Consider the following 15,100-nt stretch of genomic DNA (forward strand, 5'->3'; position numbering starts at 1 on the left):
TTTAGTCCGGTAAACCCGGGGTCCATGTTATCGCCCGGGTTTACCGCTTTAAAAGAAGTGGTATCCCGACTCTCCATGAAGCTCCTTATCCAGCCCATTGATCTCCGCTTCTTCAGAAACTCTGAGGCCCATGACGAAATCCACTACCCTGGCAAGCAAATAGGTCATCACATAGCAATAAAGGGCCACTGAAACGGCCGCCAGGATCTGCACCGCCATCTGACGAACATTGCCGTGAATGAGTCCCGTTGCTCCAACACCTGCAAAGGCTCCCGTAGCAAGAGCGCCGAACATGCCTCCAATCCCGTGGATACCGACGACATCCAGAGAATCATCCAGTCTCAGTGCATATTTCAATCTCACTCCGTAATAACACACCACTCCCGCCGCAAGCCCGATTATCAGCGCCCAGAAGGGAGTTACGAACCCTGCGGCCGGGGTAATGGCCACCAGTCCTGCAATTGCTCCGGAACTGAATCCCAGGGCGCTGGGCTTCTTTAAAAGCATCCACTCCATAATTATCCAGGAAAGAGCTGCCCCACAGGAAGCCGTCATGGTGGTGCACAACGCAAGGCCTGCAGTTCCATTGGCCCCCAGAGCGCTTCCGGCATTAAATCCCAGCCAACCAAACCAGAGCAAGGCACAGCCAAGAACCGTAAGGGTGAGGTTATGAGGAAGGAAGGCCTCTCTTGGGAAGCCTATCCTGTTTCGTAAAACCGCAACAATCGCGAGGGCGGAAACCCCGGAAGTCAGATGAACAACGGTACCACCGGCAAAATCCAGGGCTTCCATCTTCTGGAGCCATCCCCCACCCCAAACCCAGTGTGCCACGGGATCATAGACCAGGGTAGCCCACAGAAGTAGAAACACGCAGTATGAACTGAACTTTATCCTCTCCGCCACGGCACCGCTTATAAGAGCCGGTGTGAGAATTGCAAACATCCCCTGGAACCACACGAACACAAAGGACGGGATAGTTCCGATGATCGACCCGGTACTTATACCTTTTAAAAACACATGAGAAAAACCCCCGATCAGAGAGTTTCCTTCACCAAAGGCGAGGCTGTAACCAATAACCATCCACTGGACTCCGATGATGCCCATGGATACCATCGAATGCATTATGGAGCTGAGAACGTTTTTACTCCGGACCATGCCGGAATAGAAAAAGGCAAGACCGGGTATCATGAACATCACAAGAGCCGACGACATAAGAACCCAGGCCGTATCTCCCGTATCGGGTTGCTCGGCCCCGGAGGCCAGGGATGGAATTACTATCGGTAAGATAACCCACGGAGTTAAGGCAGGCCTCTTCTTACAGGCTTTATAAAGACGGAAAAGATCCATGGCAGTCCCCTTCCCTTGCCTTTATTTTCAGACTGAGCAATAAACGGGTTTTATAAAGCGGCAGGCCCTGATTCCCTTGTCCTGATCCTTATGACTTCCGCCACGGGATACAAGAAAATCTTGCCGTCCCCCACTTTACCGGTGCTGGCACTGCGTATTATCGTATCAACGACTTCCTCAACCTGATCATCCTGAACGACAAGGGTTATCATGATCTTCGGAATAAAACTCACGTCGTATTCCGCACCACGATAGATTTCCGTCCTTCCCCTCTGCCTTCCGAAACCTTTAACCTCTGTGACCGTCAGCCCCTGAACCCCCGTGGCAAGAAGGGCATCCTTAACATCCGATAATTTGTGAGGTCTAATTATTGCCTCAATCTTAAACATGTGATACTCCTGTTTTCCATTGAGCGCGCACCTTCTTTTGGTCGCCCGGGGGAGTTTAGGCGGGAACCCCGGGCATTTTTATTTTAGTTACCGAGAACGGCTCGTCCCGGACTACACGTCGAAGTAAAGATAGAACTCATGAGGATGGGGTCTCAGCCTGACCGGGTCCACCTCCCGAGTTCTCTTATAACTGATCCATTCCTCAATAACATCCTCCGTGAAGACTCCTCCCTTCATCAGGAACTCATGATCTTCTTCCAGTGCCTTGAGCGCTTCGTCGAGAGAGCCGGGAGTGGAAGGCACGTCCTTGAGTTCTTCAGGGCTGAGAGCATAAATGTCCTTGTCAAGAGGTTCGCCGGGATCGATTCGATTCTCAATCCCGTCAATCATTGCCATCAGAATTGCACTGAAGGCAAGGTAGCCGTTGCATGACGGATCTGGAGTGCGAAATTCTATGCGTTTGGCTTTAGGAGACGGCGAGTACATAGGAATGCGGATAGCGGCACTTCTGTTTCTGCTGGAGTAGGCGAGGTTTACAGGCGCCTCGTAACCCGGCACCAGCCTCTTGTAGGAGTTGGTAGTCGGATTGGTGAAGGCACAAATTGCCCGGGCATGTTTAAGAATACCGCCGATTGCCCATAGGGCGATGTCGCTGAGCCCGGCGTATTTGTCTCCTGCAAAAAGAGGCTTCCCGTCCTTCCAGATACTCGTATGGGTATGCATTCCGGAACCGTTGTCACCGTAAAGCGGTTTTGGCATAAAGGTAACGGTTTTGCCGTGTCGTCGGGCTACGTTTTTGATTATGTATTTAAACCACATAAGCTGATCACCCATTTTGACCAGCGGGGCGAACCTCATATCGATCTCGGCCTGCCCTGCCGTCGCAACCTCATGATGCTGGCACTCTACCTGAATACCCACCTGCTCCATTACCAGCACCATTTCGGTTCTGATGTCCTGAAAAGTGTCCGAAGGCGGTACGGGAAAGTAACCTTCCTTATGACGCAGCTTATAACCCAGGTTGGGGCACTCTTCTCTACCGGAATTCCAGATACCTTCTCTGGAATCGAGAAAATAATAGGCGTAATGGCTTGCATCTCCATACCTGACGTCGTCAAAAATGAAAAATTCCGCTTCTGGCCCAAAGTAGGCGACATCGCCTATGCCTGTAAATTTCAGATATTCCTCGGCCTTCTGGGCAATGTACCTTGGATCCCGTGAGTACTTTTCCTTGGTTATAGGATCAACGACATTGCATATCAGGCTTAGAGTTGGAACCTGCATAAAGGGGTCTATCACGGCGGTATCCGGGTCGGGTATGACCAGCATATCGCTGGCATGAATCGGCTGCCAGCCCCTTATGCTCGACCCGTCAAAACCAAAACCCTCTTCAAAGCTCGACTCACTTAACTCGCTGATGGGCACCGAAAAGTGCTGCCACATTCCGGGAAAATCCAGAAACTTGAAATCAACCATCTTAACGTTTTTCTCCCGGGCAAACTCCAAAACTTCCTTCGGTGTCATTACAACTCCTCCTTCCAAAAAATTGCCACTTTAGTTCAATCCCAACGTTTTCAAAAAAAGAGCAATATGGATGCCACTTTTATCCTCACCGCCGTCCGCCAATCAATCCCTTAAAACACATACAAGCCCCCTCAGAAGCAGGAAAAGACGGCAGGCCTGCATGCTGAACGAAGTTGAACAATTTGTACAATTTTGTCACAGCTTTTTATACGGGAAGTCTCAACAACGGAAGAGGGAACGGAAATATCTTACCAGATCTCCGTTCCCCTTCGTATGATTTTACTTTCTTGAGGCGAGCACTTCGTAGGGTTCGTTTTCTACCAGATTCCAGACACCACAAGGACAGGCCCCGGCGCAGAAACCGCAACCGATGCACTTTTCTTCATCTACAACCATCTCAAAATCGCCGTTTTCCTTCTCCCTGCGGGATATAGCGCCCTGAGGACACACCGTAATGCATATACCACAATCACGGCATTGCCCGCAGGATGCACATTCCTGTGCACATTCATCGACGGAGCCGAAGGGAATCCGACGGGCTTCAAAATATTCCACCTTCACACGATGCTTATCCACAACAGGAAGAGCAGGCTTTACACGGTGACGGGCCTTCACGGGGTCTTCGCCCTTCGATATTGCATCTATCGCTTCGGCAGCTACTCGACCGGCCCCTATTGCTTCCGTTATCAGGCCTATTCTTACCACATCACCCACGGCAAATATTTGAGGATCCGAGGTCTGATAGAACTCATTCACCTTTACGAATCCCCGTTCCGTTTCAACGCTTTCAGGCAGGAAATCAAGATCGGGTTGATCACCTATTGAAACGATGACCGTGTCCGCCGGTATAACTTCGCCTGTGGTCAGCTCTACTCCGTCTTCTCTTATAGCCTTCGTGAACACAGGCCATCTGAACTTCGCCCCTACCGCCTCCGCTTCTCTGCGCTCTTTCCCGAAAGAGGCAGGTTCCTGAATGTCAAGAAGGGTTATCTCCTCGGCACCGAGCCTGTGGGCTTCAGTGGCCGCATCACACCCTACGTTTCCTGCTCCTATGATCACAACCCGCTTACCCACGGTGGCTTCCCCCACCTTACTCTTCCTCAGAAACTCCAGAGCCGGAATCAACCTTTCTTTTCCCGGTACCGGCAGAATGCGCGGTTTTTGAGCGCCCGTTGCAATTACGATGAAGTCGTAATCGGATCGCATACGCTCCAGATCGTCTCTGGTGAGCTTTTGCTGGAGATGAACGTGAGGCAGAACCCTGCGAGCCCTCTCCAGCTCCGCCCTGATAACCTCATCGGGTATGCGATTTCTAGGAATTACCTCCGTAATCTTACCGCCCAACTCCTTCTTCATGTCATAAACGGTCACATCGTGGCCTTTCATCCTGAGCTGCCAGGCTACCGACAGACCCGCAGGCCCTCCACCGACTACGGCAATCTTTTTTCCGGTAACGGGAGGAATGTCTTTCACGTCGGCCTTAATACTGGCTTTTCCGAGCAGGCTCACATCAACAGGGGGTAATCCTCTGGATTGTCGCGTACATGCCTGCATACAGAGGTTGGGGCAGAGATAGCCGCAAACGGCTGCAGGAAAGGGGGTATAAGTCAGGGCAAGGTCGACGGCTTCATCAATTCTCCCTTCTCTTATAAGCTGCCATCTTTGATGAACGGGAATTCCCGTAGGGCATGCGTCGTAGCAGGGTGGAGCATACTTGCGATTCTCCCATACCGGCACATAACGTCTCAAGATACCCGTCGTTATCACGGGTATCGGGCTTGTGTCGAACTCTATAAGATCACCCACAAGCCCTCCAGGACCAAGCTCCTTATTCCAGACCTGAACCCGGAATTCCCTCATGGATCGTCTCTTCCGGGTGGTTTTCTCCATAGGGGAGCGCGCCACCAGAAGCTGCCATTGCTCTCGCTTCGAAAGCTCCGGAAACAGCTCCAACCTGTCGATCTTTTCGAGAAAAACCCTCAGGTTTTTCTCCAGCCACTGCCAATCCTCGTCGCCGATGGGCACCAGTTTCACGTCGGGTTCGCTGTACCCTTTATGAGGTCCTCGAAAGTAGATGCGACCCCCCACCATTCCGACACAGGGCCTGTAGCCGATAACATTGTCGGGATTTTGAGCCTCATAACCACAGATAACGGCAATTCCTCCCGCCATAAATTCGGCGAAGTAGTCCCCAACGGAGCCCAGCACCCACAGTTCGGGAGGGTCGAAACGGGGATTGTGTTTGGTCATGGTCATGCCACGGGCTCCGATGTTTCCGGCAATGTAAATCTTGCCCTGAGCCATGGCGTTTCCGGCACCGTTGGCGGCATTGCCGTGTACGATAATCTCCGCACCCGCATTCAACCAGCCGACATCATCTGAAACAGGCCCCATTACCTCAATCGTCGTGTTGGGAAACCCCATGCAGCCGAGTCTCTGACCCACCGGGCCGTAAACCTGAACGAGAACGTGCTCGTCACCTGCCCGCCATAGGCGTCCACCGATCCCATGCTGACCGAATGCGTGTACTTCCAGAAAACGGTATCCATCGGCGACGGCCTGCTGGATTCTCTCCTCGAGAACCCGGGAATCCACCCGACGACCGTTTTCTATCCCGTCAATTCTTATGTGTTTAAGCAAAGGCTGAACACCTGTTTTTTGTCCCATCTTATCACCTCACACGACATATTTAATCTGTAGCCGTTCGGCGGCATGATAATCGTCTATACCGATGGCGTCGGACATTCCGATGGGAAGTGATGTGGATCTGCCCAGAGGGGCCACTATTTTCTTGAGTTCGGTATCGAAACTAACGAAGACATCGACAACCCTTTCAGCTACCTTTTCAGGATCAAGCCGCCTGTAGAGACGCGGATCCTGAGAAGTGATCCCCTTGGGACACAGCCCTATGTTGCATATATTGCAACGGTCTGATTCCGAACCGACGCAACCGGCGGCAGCCTGCATGATGTATTTGCCTATCTGTACACCACTGGCTCCCAGCATGATAAGGGCCGCTGCATTCGCAGCAAGATTGCCCCGTTTCCCCACGCCACCTGCGGCAAAGAGCGGAATCTCGTTCTGCTTTCCCAGTTTAACCAGATTCAGGTAGCATTCTCTTATGTTGCTCGCAATGGGATGGCCCATGTGATCCATCGACACGTTGTAAGCCGCTCCCGTTCCCCCGTCTTCACCGTCAATTGCCAGACCGGCTGCATAGGGGTTTCGTGTGAGGTTGTTTAGAACCGCCAGAGCCGTCGTGGTTCCTGAGATCTTTGGATAAACGGGAACCCTGAATCCCCAGGCCATGTAAAGGGACTGGATCATTTTTGCTACTGCTTCCTCAATGGAGTAAAGGGTTTGGTGGGTCGGAGGGCTGGGGAGGCTGACACCGGGGGGAACACCCCGGATTGCGGCAATAAGCTTGTTGACCTTGTACCACATAAGCAACCCGCCATCACCCGGCTTGGCACCCTGCCCGTACTTGATTTCGATGGCGCAGGGATCCTCCTTCATCTCCGGAATTGCATGGATTATCTCGTCCCAGCCAAAGTAACCGCTTGCAATCTGAATTATGACGTACTTTATGAATCTGGAGCGCAAAAGCCTCGGAGGAACTCCCCCTTCCCCGGTGCAAATCCGAACGGGCATACCGAGCTCCTCGTTGAGGTATGCAACCCCCATTTGAAGCCCTTCCCACATTGTGGGAGAAAGCGCACCGAAGGACATACTGCCTATAATCAGAGGATATATTTCTCTCACCGGGGGCATCCACCCTTCTTCCCTTAGCAACCTCAATCCCTCTTCGGGCGGCAGGATTCGTCCCAGAAGGGTTCTCAATTCAAACTCATGACGCCCTGCATCTAGCGCCGGGTCCGTAAGCATGGATATGCGCACGAACTTTATTCGATCCAGTATCCCTTCCGGCACGTTTCTTCTACCACCCCTGCGCCTTGGCTGTCCTCCCTGGTTGATGTGAAACCTGAGCTTGTCTATCTCATCGCTTCTCACCGGGAAAATGCACTCATTGGGACAAACGAGTGTGCAGGTAGCACATCCCACACAGGCATATGCCGGATCCGTTTTCTGCCTTATGCCGTAGTACACCTGATATACGTTACCCGGTTGGGTATCCTTACCCAGAGCAGGCTGAATAATTCTTTTCCTGAACACGCCCAGTTCAATGGCATGAACCGGGCAGGCCGCAGTGCATCTTCCGCAAAGAGCACAACGCTCCTTATCCCAGAGAACCTGCCAGGGCAGGTCCTTTTTGCTCAAAGTTGAAGGGGTAATGGTTCCGTTTGTCGCCATATCTTAACCTCCTTACGGTCCGAACCGACAACCGCCGTATCCAGATACATGGGCTGAAAGTCCTTGCTCTTATCCCGATCGGGTATGGCGGCATCAAGCCCGCAGATTTCTGAGGAAAACGCCCACATCCCCGGTTTTCCTCCGACAACACCGGGTCTGAGCTTTTTTCGGTCCTGGACCATAAACATCGTTTTGTCGGGAAGTACCCCAATTACGCAATTAGGGCCGTCGATTGTAAGCCTTCTGCAGGTGTGTTTTATATGCCTCAGGAATGAACCGTTGGGATGACATTCCAGATCCCGGTCCTGAAGAGGCGTTATAAGATGTTTGTACATCTCTATTCCAAAACCCAGCTTGTAGTACATGTAGTGGAGAATATGGGTGAACACTTCCGAATCAGACTGATAGCCGATATAACCGGGAAATCCTCTGGATTCCAGGAACTCACGAATGGGCACGAAGGCCGTGTTTTCGCCGTTGGTCATCGTGGCTATGCCCTGGATGAAGAAGGGATGGCATGCATAAAGATTGATGGCGTAGTTGGTGTTCTGCCGACCCTGAGCCATAATCACGCGGGCCCGGAGCTCTTTCCGATCAAGCCCCAGGTATTCGGCCACGGTCATGGGATCACCGATTTCCTTGATCATAATAACGTCAGGCCAGAAACTGAAAACCACCATGTCACCGGTATCCAGACCCATCTGCCTCAATTGAAGTCTGATCATCATAAGCCGATGATTTACTTCCTCCTGGCTCAGTCCTTCCCATGATTCGGGGTAGTCATAAGCGCGAATCAAATAGACGTCTCTTTTTGGTACACCCGGCGGAGGAGCTTTGGGTAGCTTTATGGACAACTTGTACTTGGTGGTAAAGCCCAGCTCCATCATATAATGATCGAGCTGTTTTAGGCCCTTGTTGGTAAAAATACCGGACAAAATAGGCGCTCCCTTAAACTCCTCCCACGGACCTGCCAGATCGGTCATGAATAACCCCACTCCCGAGCCATCATGACCCTCCTTCATAACATCGAGGGCCGTAATGGCCGTCATGGGAGAACAGGGCAACTCACTTGTAATGGCAAACAACCGACACATATGATAATTCTCCTCCCGGTATGGAAAGTTTTGGCCACTCCTTAGCCTTTACGGGTAAACTTTTTTGTTAAGCAAAAAAAATGCCCTCTTTCCTGAAAGCCTTTTACAGGCGTGATTCTTCGCCAAAACATGAACAACTTTGTACATTATCGGAATAATCAGGCCATAGAAAGGGGCATGATTCGGGATAAGATATTGATAATATTCGGTGGTAAGACGTGTACAATTGTGTACACCATTCAGATATCTATGCACCCGTCCCACGTAATTTCCCCAGGTCTATGCCGTACTTTTTGGCTTTATAGTGTATTATGCGCCTTGTTGTTCCCAGTATTCGGGCGGCCTCTGAAATGTTGCCTCGTGTTTCTTTGAGAGCATCCACTATAAGATCTCTTTCGTAGGTTCCCACGAGGGTTTCGAGTTTACCACGAACCGGTTCGTTTTCACTCTTTTTCTTCATCTGGAGGGATGGGGGTAGATGCACGGCGTCAATGGTATCTCCTTCGGCCAGCAGGACGGCCCTCTCGATGCAGTTTTCAAGTTCTCGAACATTACCCGGCCAGTGATAAGACATCAGCATTTCTATGGCAGAAGTGGAAATTCTTCTCACGGGTTTTCCAAACTCCTTTGCATATTTGCAAACAAAATGATCTGCCAGAAGCAATATGTCTGCTCCTCGCTCTCGAAGGGGAGGAATGTATATAGGAAAGGCATTTAACCTGAAATAGAGATCTGCCCGAAATTTCCCCTGTTCCACGGCCTCCTCAAGGTTTTTGTTCGTAGCTGCAATAACCCTCACATCGACTCTCACGACTCTGGAGGAACCCAGAGGTTCAAACTCCTTTTCCTGGAGAACCCTGAGCAGTTTAGCCTGAGCCGTGGGCGACAGTTCTCCAACCTCATCAAGAAAGATCGTTCCCTTATGCGCCTCCTCGAAGCGACCGCGTCTGCGGGTCATGGCCCCCGTAAATGCTCCCTTTTCGTGTCCAAAGAGTTCACTTTCGAGAAGAGTGTCAGGAATTGCAGCGCAGTTGACCCTGACAAGAGGCCCCGATGCCCTCTTGCTGTTTTCATGAATTGCCCTGGCAACAAGCTCTTTTCCAGTCCCAGTTTCTCCGTAGATCAGAACCGTCATATTGGAATCGGCAACCTGATCGATCAGGCGAAGTACCTCCTCTATCCCCTTTGACTTCCCTACTATATCGGTTTTCGGCCGCCGAGCATCGGCCACAACCTTTCTGAGCCTCAGGTTCTCCTCCTCCACGGCCCTATAGTAGACCACCTTTCCCAGAAGCTCCGCCACCGACGACAACAGAGCAACTTCCCGGTCCAGGTTGACAACATTCTGAGCAAGTTTGTCCACCGATAAAACCCCCACAACCCTACCCCTGAACTTTACAGGCACGCAAAGAAAAGATAGCTCCGACCTGTTAAGGCTCTTCCTTGCACCCGTCCGGTCGAGAAAATGAATCTCATTACTCAGGTTTGCCACGGCTATGGGGCGTCCCGTTTGGGCTACCCTGCCGGTAATTCCTTCACCCAGTCGATAGGTAACGGCACCAGGGGGAATAGACATCCCCTGAGCTACATCCAGCCACACCTCACCCGTGGTCATATCCAGTACGGAAATCATTCCTCTCTGCATACCAAGCCGACCGCTCAAAACATCCAGAACCTTCCTCAACTGGTCGCGAATGTCCGTCGAGTCGGAAAGGATCCGTGCAATTTCGTGCAGTGCCACAAGTTCATCGTAAGTATATTCAATCCTTACCTCCTCTCCCATAACGCCTTTCCCCTTTTCCGAGTTTCCACACGGACTTAAAACTTATACCATCACAAGAGGCAACCCACAAGGTACCCGGCGAACAAAAGTGTACAATCATAATGATACGAAAAAGGCTGGAAAACCTGCGTGCTTTCCCTGAACGTAGCGTCCGGTCAAAAATACCGTCAGGAGGGCTGAATTTCAATGGACACTGTTGGTCGTTGTTGCCTTTTCGCGTGCCCTGAAGCCCTGATTTTACTTGCTTAGCTGGGATGTGTTGAACTTTGTACATCATGGATTGGTGCCTGGGGCGGGAATCGTTGGTGGCAAGAGAAAGCCGACAACGCAAGCAATTGCGGGCATACCGTCATGTTTTATACCGTCACAGATACCGTCATTATTGTTCGTTGTCGCGGTTTTATTCCTGTTCTTTCTTCCTTTCGGAAATAACGGTGAGCACGGTAAACTTGATCAATCTTTTCAGGTCGTAAGCCTGCCAGGTCTCGTTAACCCTGCCTTTTTGCTTCAAATATTCCTGTCCTTTTATATGGCTTTCATGAAGGGCACGGCAAAGGTCCGTATATCCGGTTATCCCCTGGTCGTATAGCTCACGGGCTTTTTGTTTAAGCCTGTCAAAGCGCCCCTGGCATGGTTTCAGCCCGCAAATCCTGACCCTGCGTACCCTTGTCCTAACAGGTGAGCCACAAATCAGGCATGGGCGATCTTCAAGCTTTTTTGATATGTACTCAGCTATTTCCTCGTATGGCCTGGTGGGGGCATAAAACAGAAGTGTATGTCTGTCTGTTTTCCCCAGGATCATTCCATTCTCTATCAGGTCATTAACCAGCCGGCCTCTTTCGTCATACTCAAACCCCGTTTCTGCGTCTTCGATAAGGCGTTTAACTCTGGTAGCCGTCTTAAGCTGGTCGGATCCGAAGATTGTAAATTCCAGACTTCCCGGGATATGCGGAGGAAACGGGGGGAAATGGCAGAAGTAACGCCGGCTTATGGGTTGTTTTCTTTTGAAGAACCATGCGCTAAGGCCCACGGCAAAATCTTCACCGCATTTTTCCAGCAATTCGGTTTCGGTTTTCTCCAGCAGGTCGGAAACCCATCTGGTAACAAGGTATGTTTGAGGTTCAATCTCCCTGCAGCGCCTCATCACCTCAAAAATTATTCCCCACATCGTGTAATCCTGTGATGCTGTAACCGGCAAAAGAGCGTCAAAAGAAAGCCCAACAACCCCTTCACGGGAAAGAACATGAGGAAAGGCAAGCATATCAATAGACCCACTTTTTTTTGCAGGACTTTCCACCACAAATGGCTTGTAATCTTCTTTCATGGGGCCAAAGAAGGTAATTCTGCACGGGTAATTGCTTAAAATCACGGCAGCTCTAAGAAACTTCCTTCCCCACGTGCTTCTTCTTCTGTCTGCCAGTTCTGCAACGTTTTCAAGAACAGAGTTAAAGGCCGGGGCGGTGCTTTCAACGGCTATCACAGCTAACATATCCATCCCCTTCGTATCCGTGTAACAGCCCGGGTAAAAATGTGTCAACCACGGTTGCTCAGTACTTGTACCGCCTTTCGTCCTGTTTTACAAGAAAAAAACAACTACGTTTAAAAACATCCAGGAGGGGATATGATGGAGAGATACATCCGGATCGGTGATTTAAGCGCCAGATACGGCATACCCAAAAGTACCGTTTATTATCTAATACGGACACAAAAGTTCCCCCGGCCTATCAAGATCGGACAACGACGGGTTGTGTGGAGTGTCGAAGAGGTCGAAGAGTGGATCAACAGGCGACGCAAAATACAGGCGCAAAAATAGCCCGCCGGATGCGGGCCCGAGCGAGAGGCTTGATATAACGGAGGGTGCTATATGAAAACTATCACAGCCGTGGAAAAATTCAAGACTTCCGGTGGTGAAAAATCCCTGGGCAACCTTTCGCACCTTTTAAAACAGACCCTGGAGCTGCTTTACCAGCCCGGGGAAGTGGTCGAGGTGCGTATCCTAGGTGCACCACGGGCCAGAGTAATCGCGGGCTATTTTAATGACCCCAAGAGGCTTTGCGCCGCCATAACCCCTTACGACGGAAAGGTAAATATCTATACTGTTCTAAACCCCGTCCACCCGGGGCTTTTAGCGAGGGCCGCAAATCGTTTAATCACAAACCCCGACGCTACCACCACCGACAATGACGTGATCCGACGCCGGTGGTTTCTAATCGACATCGACCCTTCTCGCCCCGCAGGGGTATCGGCAACCGATGAGGAAAAGAAAAGCGCTAAGCAGCGGATGGTGGAAGTCTCCAGGTGGCTTGGTGAGCTGGGATGGCCTGCACCTGTTGTTGCCGATAGCGGAAATGGATTTTATCTGCTTTATCGTGTAGACCTTCCAAACGACGCCGAGAGCAAAGAACTAATCTCAAATTGCCTGAGAGCGCTTTCCCTGAAATTTGGCGATGAGAAAGTGGCCATTGACACCAGCGTTTTCAACGCGGCACGGTTGGTTCGCCTAATCGGTACAGTTAACGTCAAAGGCGACAACATCCCGGAGAGACCGCACAGGCGCAGTTGTTTTCTTACTGTTCCGGAAAGAATAGACATCACACCTCTGGAAAAACTACAGGAGCTGGCCGCCCTCGTGCCCCGTCCCCAGACTGAACCACGTCTGACTGTTCAAATGGGCGGGATGTTCGACCTACAGGACTTCATTACCCGCCACGGTCTGAGGGTGAGTAAAACGAAGGCGTGGCAGGACGGGACGCTATATGAACTCGAAACTTGTCCTTTTAATCCTGAACACAAACGCACAGCTAGAATTATCGAATTTCAAAACGGCGCCCTGGCCTTCGGTTGTTTTCATAACTCGTGTTCCGGAAATGACTGGCAAGCACTTCGCCGGTTACTGGAGCCGGGTAGTAAAGAGGTAATTTCGCCACGCTCGCGGCACACGAACCGTTCGTCGAAAGAAAATTCATCCAGGCCTGAGGGCGAAAGCAAAACGAAGCCCAGTCAAGCCGATGTGTTGGTGCACCTGGGTTTGAAAGCTACCCTGTTCCACGATGAAGAACACGAGCCGTTTGCGGCTTTCCCCGTTGGTGACCACCAAGAAATCTGGCCGATACGAAGTAGGCGGTTCAAACGATGGCTTACGGGGCAATTTTTTGAAATAACCGGGAAAGCGCCAAACACCGACTCAATAAATCAAGCGCTCAACGTGCTTGAAGCCAACGCCGTTTTCGGGGGACTAAAGTACAAGCTTCACCTAAGAACTGCAGAACACAAGGGAGCTTTCTGGTACGACCTGGGTGATTCTGAATGGCGAGTAGTAAGGATCACAACAGAAGGGTGGGAAGTTGTGAAAAGGCCTCCCATCCTCTTCCGGCGCTACCAGAATACGGGCGAGCAGGTAATGCCGGAGCGGGGCGGAGACCTACGGGAATTACTGGACATGGTAAACGTCCGCACTGAAAACGAACAAATCCTGCTGCTTGTGTATGTGGTTGCTGCCATAGTGCCCGAGATCCCTAAACCGATTTTGGATGTTTACGGGGAAAAAGGGGCCGGAAAAACAACTTTACTAAAGATACTGAGGGCGCTTATCGATCCCGCAATTGAGCCTCTATTGGTTATCCGTAGCGATGAACGGGAGTTAGCAATTCAGCTTGCGCATAACTACGCACCTTTTTTCGACAACATATCGGGGGTGACAGGGACGCAAGGTGATATGCTCTGCAGGGCGGCAACGGGAGCGGGGCTCACGGTGCGAGCACTATACACGGACGACGAGGAGCGGATCTTTCGCTTTAAGAGAGCGGTTGGTGTGAACGGCATCCATCTTCTTGCGGGCGGTACTGATCTGCAAGATCGTTTCCTGACCATTGAACTGGAGCGCATCGAAAACACAAAACGGCGGCAGGAACAGGATCTCTTGCGGCATTTTGAAGAAATCCGACCACGCCTGTTCGGGAGCATGCTGGATGCCCTAAGTGCCGCTATGCGAATAAAGCCAACGCTGAGTTTTGGCGAACTGCCCCGCATGGCCGATTTCGCAGCCTGGGGCGCTGCTGTTGCAGAAGCGTTGGACGTTGGGGCAGAAACTTTTCTGCGGGCATACTGGCAGAACATCGGAGCGGTTTCGGAGCGAATTTTGTTATCGCATCCTGTAGCGGCGGCAATAATCGCTCTGCTTGAAGAAACCCCAGAATGGGAAGGAACGCCCGCGGAGCTTCTCGAATGCCTGGAAAAGATGGCCGAAAAAGAAAAGATCAACACACGTAGCAAGGCCTGGCCGAAAAGCGCAAATTCTTTAAGTAGAAGATTGAAAGAAATAACATCAAACTTATCTGATAGTGGAATAATCCTTGAAACCGGACGCGACAGCTCGGCTCATCGTCGCCGCTATGTCCGCCTCCAAAGAGTAGCTAAAATATCGTCCGAATCGTCCGCATCGGTCAATAGCTTGAAAAATCTAGCATTTTCGTCGGACGATACCCTGGACGATACGAAATGCTTACCGTCCGAAATCGTCCGAAAACCGTCCGAAGAAAAAGCCAGGCGTGATGCGGACTTGGACGATCTGGACGGTTCGGACGATATTTTCCCCCTACCCTTGGGGAAGGAGAACTCCACGGACGATGAAATTGTTTACGGAGAGGTTTGAA

At 51.1% G+C, this 15,100-nt stretch carries 10 protein-coding genes; 2 read left to right on the forward strand and 8 right to left on the reverse strand.

Features of this window, described 5'->3' with window-relative positions:
- Nucleotides 1–48 precede the first annotated feature (48 nt).
- The 8 genes from BM091_RS11660 to BM091_RS11695 form a co-directional block, all read right to left on the reverse strand.
- Complete coding sequence (locus BM091_RS11660; protein WP_093395976.1) at nucleotides 49–1,347, reverse strand: ammonium transporter; 1,299 nt, start codon at nucleotides 1,345–1,347, stop codon at nucleotides 49–51.
- Between the two features lie 50 nt (nucleotides 1,348–1,397).
- Nucleotides 1,398–1,736 (reverse strand): P-II family nitrogen regulator, encoded by a 339-nt coding sequence (locus tag BM091_RS11665; RefSeq protein WP_093395977.1) that lies wholly within the window; start codon nucleotides 1,734–1,736, stop codon nucleotides 1,398–1,400.
- A 111-nt stretch (nucleotides 1,737–1,847) separates the two neighbouring features.
- Nucleotides 1,848–3,260: a type I glutamate--ammonia ligase gene (gene glnA, locus BM091_RS11670; RefSeq protein ID WP_093395979.1), complete on the reverse strand. Its 1,413-nt coding sequence runs from the start codon at nucleotides 3,258–3,260 to the stop codon at nucleotides 1,848–1,850.
- A 279-nt stretch (nucleotides 3,261–3,539) separates the two neighbouring features.
- On the reverse strand, nucleotides 3,540–5,927 hold the full coding sequence (locus BM091_RS11675) for an FAD-dependent oxidoreductase (protein ID WP_093395981.1): 2,388 nt from the start codon (nucleotides 5,925–5,927) through the stop codon (nucleotides 3,540–3,542).
- 9 nt (nucleotides 5,928–5,936) lie between these two features.
- Nucleotides 5,937–7,571 carry a glutamate synthase-related protein gene (locus BM091_RS11680; protein ID WP_093395982.1) on the reverse strand — a complete coding sequence of 545 codons (1,635 nt, stop codon included), beginning with the start codon at nucleotides 7,569–7,571 and terminating at the stop codon, nucleotides 5,937–5,939.
- On the reverse strand, nucleotides 7,535–8,665 hold the full coding sequence (locus BM091_RS11685) for a class II glutamine amidotransferase domain-containing protein (RefSeq protein ID WP_093395984.1): 1,131 nt from the start codon (nucleotides 8,663–8,665) through the stop codon (nucleotides 7,535–7,537). Before BM091_RS11685 ends, BM091_RS11680 begins: the two co-directional genes overlap by 37 nt.
- 247 nt (nucleotides 8,666–8,912) lie before the next feature.
- A complete protein-coding gene (locus tag BM091_RS11690; protein WP_093395985.1) occupies nucleotides 8,913–10,448 on the reverse strand; it encodes a sigma-54 interaction domain-containing protein in 1,536 nt (511 codons plus the stop codon).
- 400 nt (nucleotides 10,449–10,848) lie between these two features.
- Entirely contained in the window at nucleotides 10,849–11,937 is a 1,089-nt protein-coding gene (locus tag BM091_RS11695) for a hypothetical protein (RefSeq protein ID WP_093395987.1), read from the reverse strand.
- A 132-nt stretch (nucleotides 11,938–12,069) separates the two neighbouring features.
- Here BM091_RS11695 and BM091_RS11700 point away from each other — a divergent pair, with 132 nt between their 5' ends.
- Together BM091_RS11700 and BM091_RS11705 are read left to right on the forward strand one after the other, a co-directional pair.
- Nucleotides 12,070–12,261 carry a helix-turn-helix transcriptional regulator gene (locus tag BM091_RS11700; protein ID WP_093395988.1) on the forward strand — a complete coding sequence of 64 codons (192 nt, stop codon included), beginning with the start codon at nucleotides 12,070–12,072 and terminating at the stop codon, nucleotides 12,259–12,261.
- A 51-nt stretch (nucleotides 12,262–12,312) separates the two neighbouring features.
- On the forward strand, nucleotides 12,313–15,099 hold the full coding sequence (locus BM091_RS11705; protein WP_093395990.1) for a hypothetical protein: 2,787 nt from the start codon (nucleotides 12,313–12,315) through the stop codon (nucleotides 15,097–15,099).
- Nucleotide 15,100: the final 1 nt, after the last annotated feature.

The organism is Thermodesulforhabdus norvegica (assembly GCF_900114975.1).
GTDB classification, from domain to species: domain Bacteria; phylum Desulfobacterota; class Syntrophobacteria; order Syntrophobacterales; family Thermodesulforhabdaceae; genus Thermodesulforhabdus; species Thermodesulforhabdus norvegica.

Excerpts from the sequence above, each read along its gene's own strand:
- BM091_RS11700 (WP_093395988.1), top strand. The coding sequence starts at position 12,070 with ATGATGGAGAGATACATCCGGATCGGTGATTTAAGCGCCAGATACGGC.
- BM091_RS11675 (WP_093395981.1), bottom strand. The coding sequence starts at position 5,927 with ATGGGACAAAAAACAGGTGTTCAGCCTTTGCTTAAACACATAAGAATT.
- BM091_RS11680 (WP_093395982.1), bottom strand. The coding sequence starts at position 7,571 with ATGGCGACAAACGGAACCATTACCCCTTCAACTTTGAGCAAAAAGGAC.
- BM091_RS11705 (WP_093395990.1), top strand. The coding sequence starts at position 12,313 with ATGAAAACTATCACAGCCGTGGAAAAATTCAAGACTTCCGGTGGTGAA.
- glnA (WP_093395979.1), bottom strand. The coding sequence starts at position 3,260 with ATGACACCGAAGGAAGTTTTGGAGTTTGCCCGGGAGAAAAACGTTAAG.
- BM091_RS11690 (WP_093395985.1), bottom strand. The coding sequence starts at position 10,448 with ATGGGAGAGGAGGTAAGGATTGAATATACTTACGATGAACTTGTGGCA.
- BM091_RS11685 (WP_093395984.1), bottom strand. The coding sequence starts at position 8,665 with ATGTGTCGGTTGTTTGCCATTACAAGTGAGTTGCCCTGTTCTCCCATG.
- BM091_RS11695 (WP_093395987.1), bottom strand. The coding sequence starts at position 11,937 with ATGTTAGCTGTGATAGCCGTTGAAAGCACCGCCCCGGCCTTTAACTCT.
- BM091_RS11665 (WP_093395977.1), bottom strand. The coding sequence starts at position 1,736 with ATGTTTAAGATTGAGGCAATAATTAGACCTCACAAATTATCGGATGTT.
- BM091_RS11660 (WP_093395976.1), bottom strand. The coding sequence starts at position 1,347 with ATGGATCTTTTCCGTCTTTATAAAGCCTGTAAGAAGAGGCCTGCCTTA.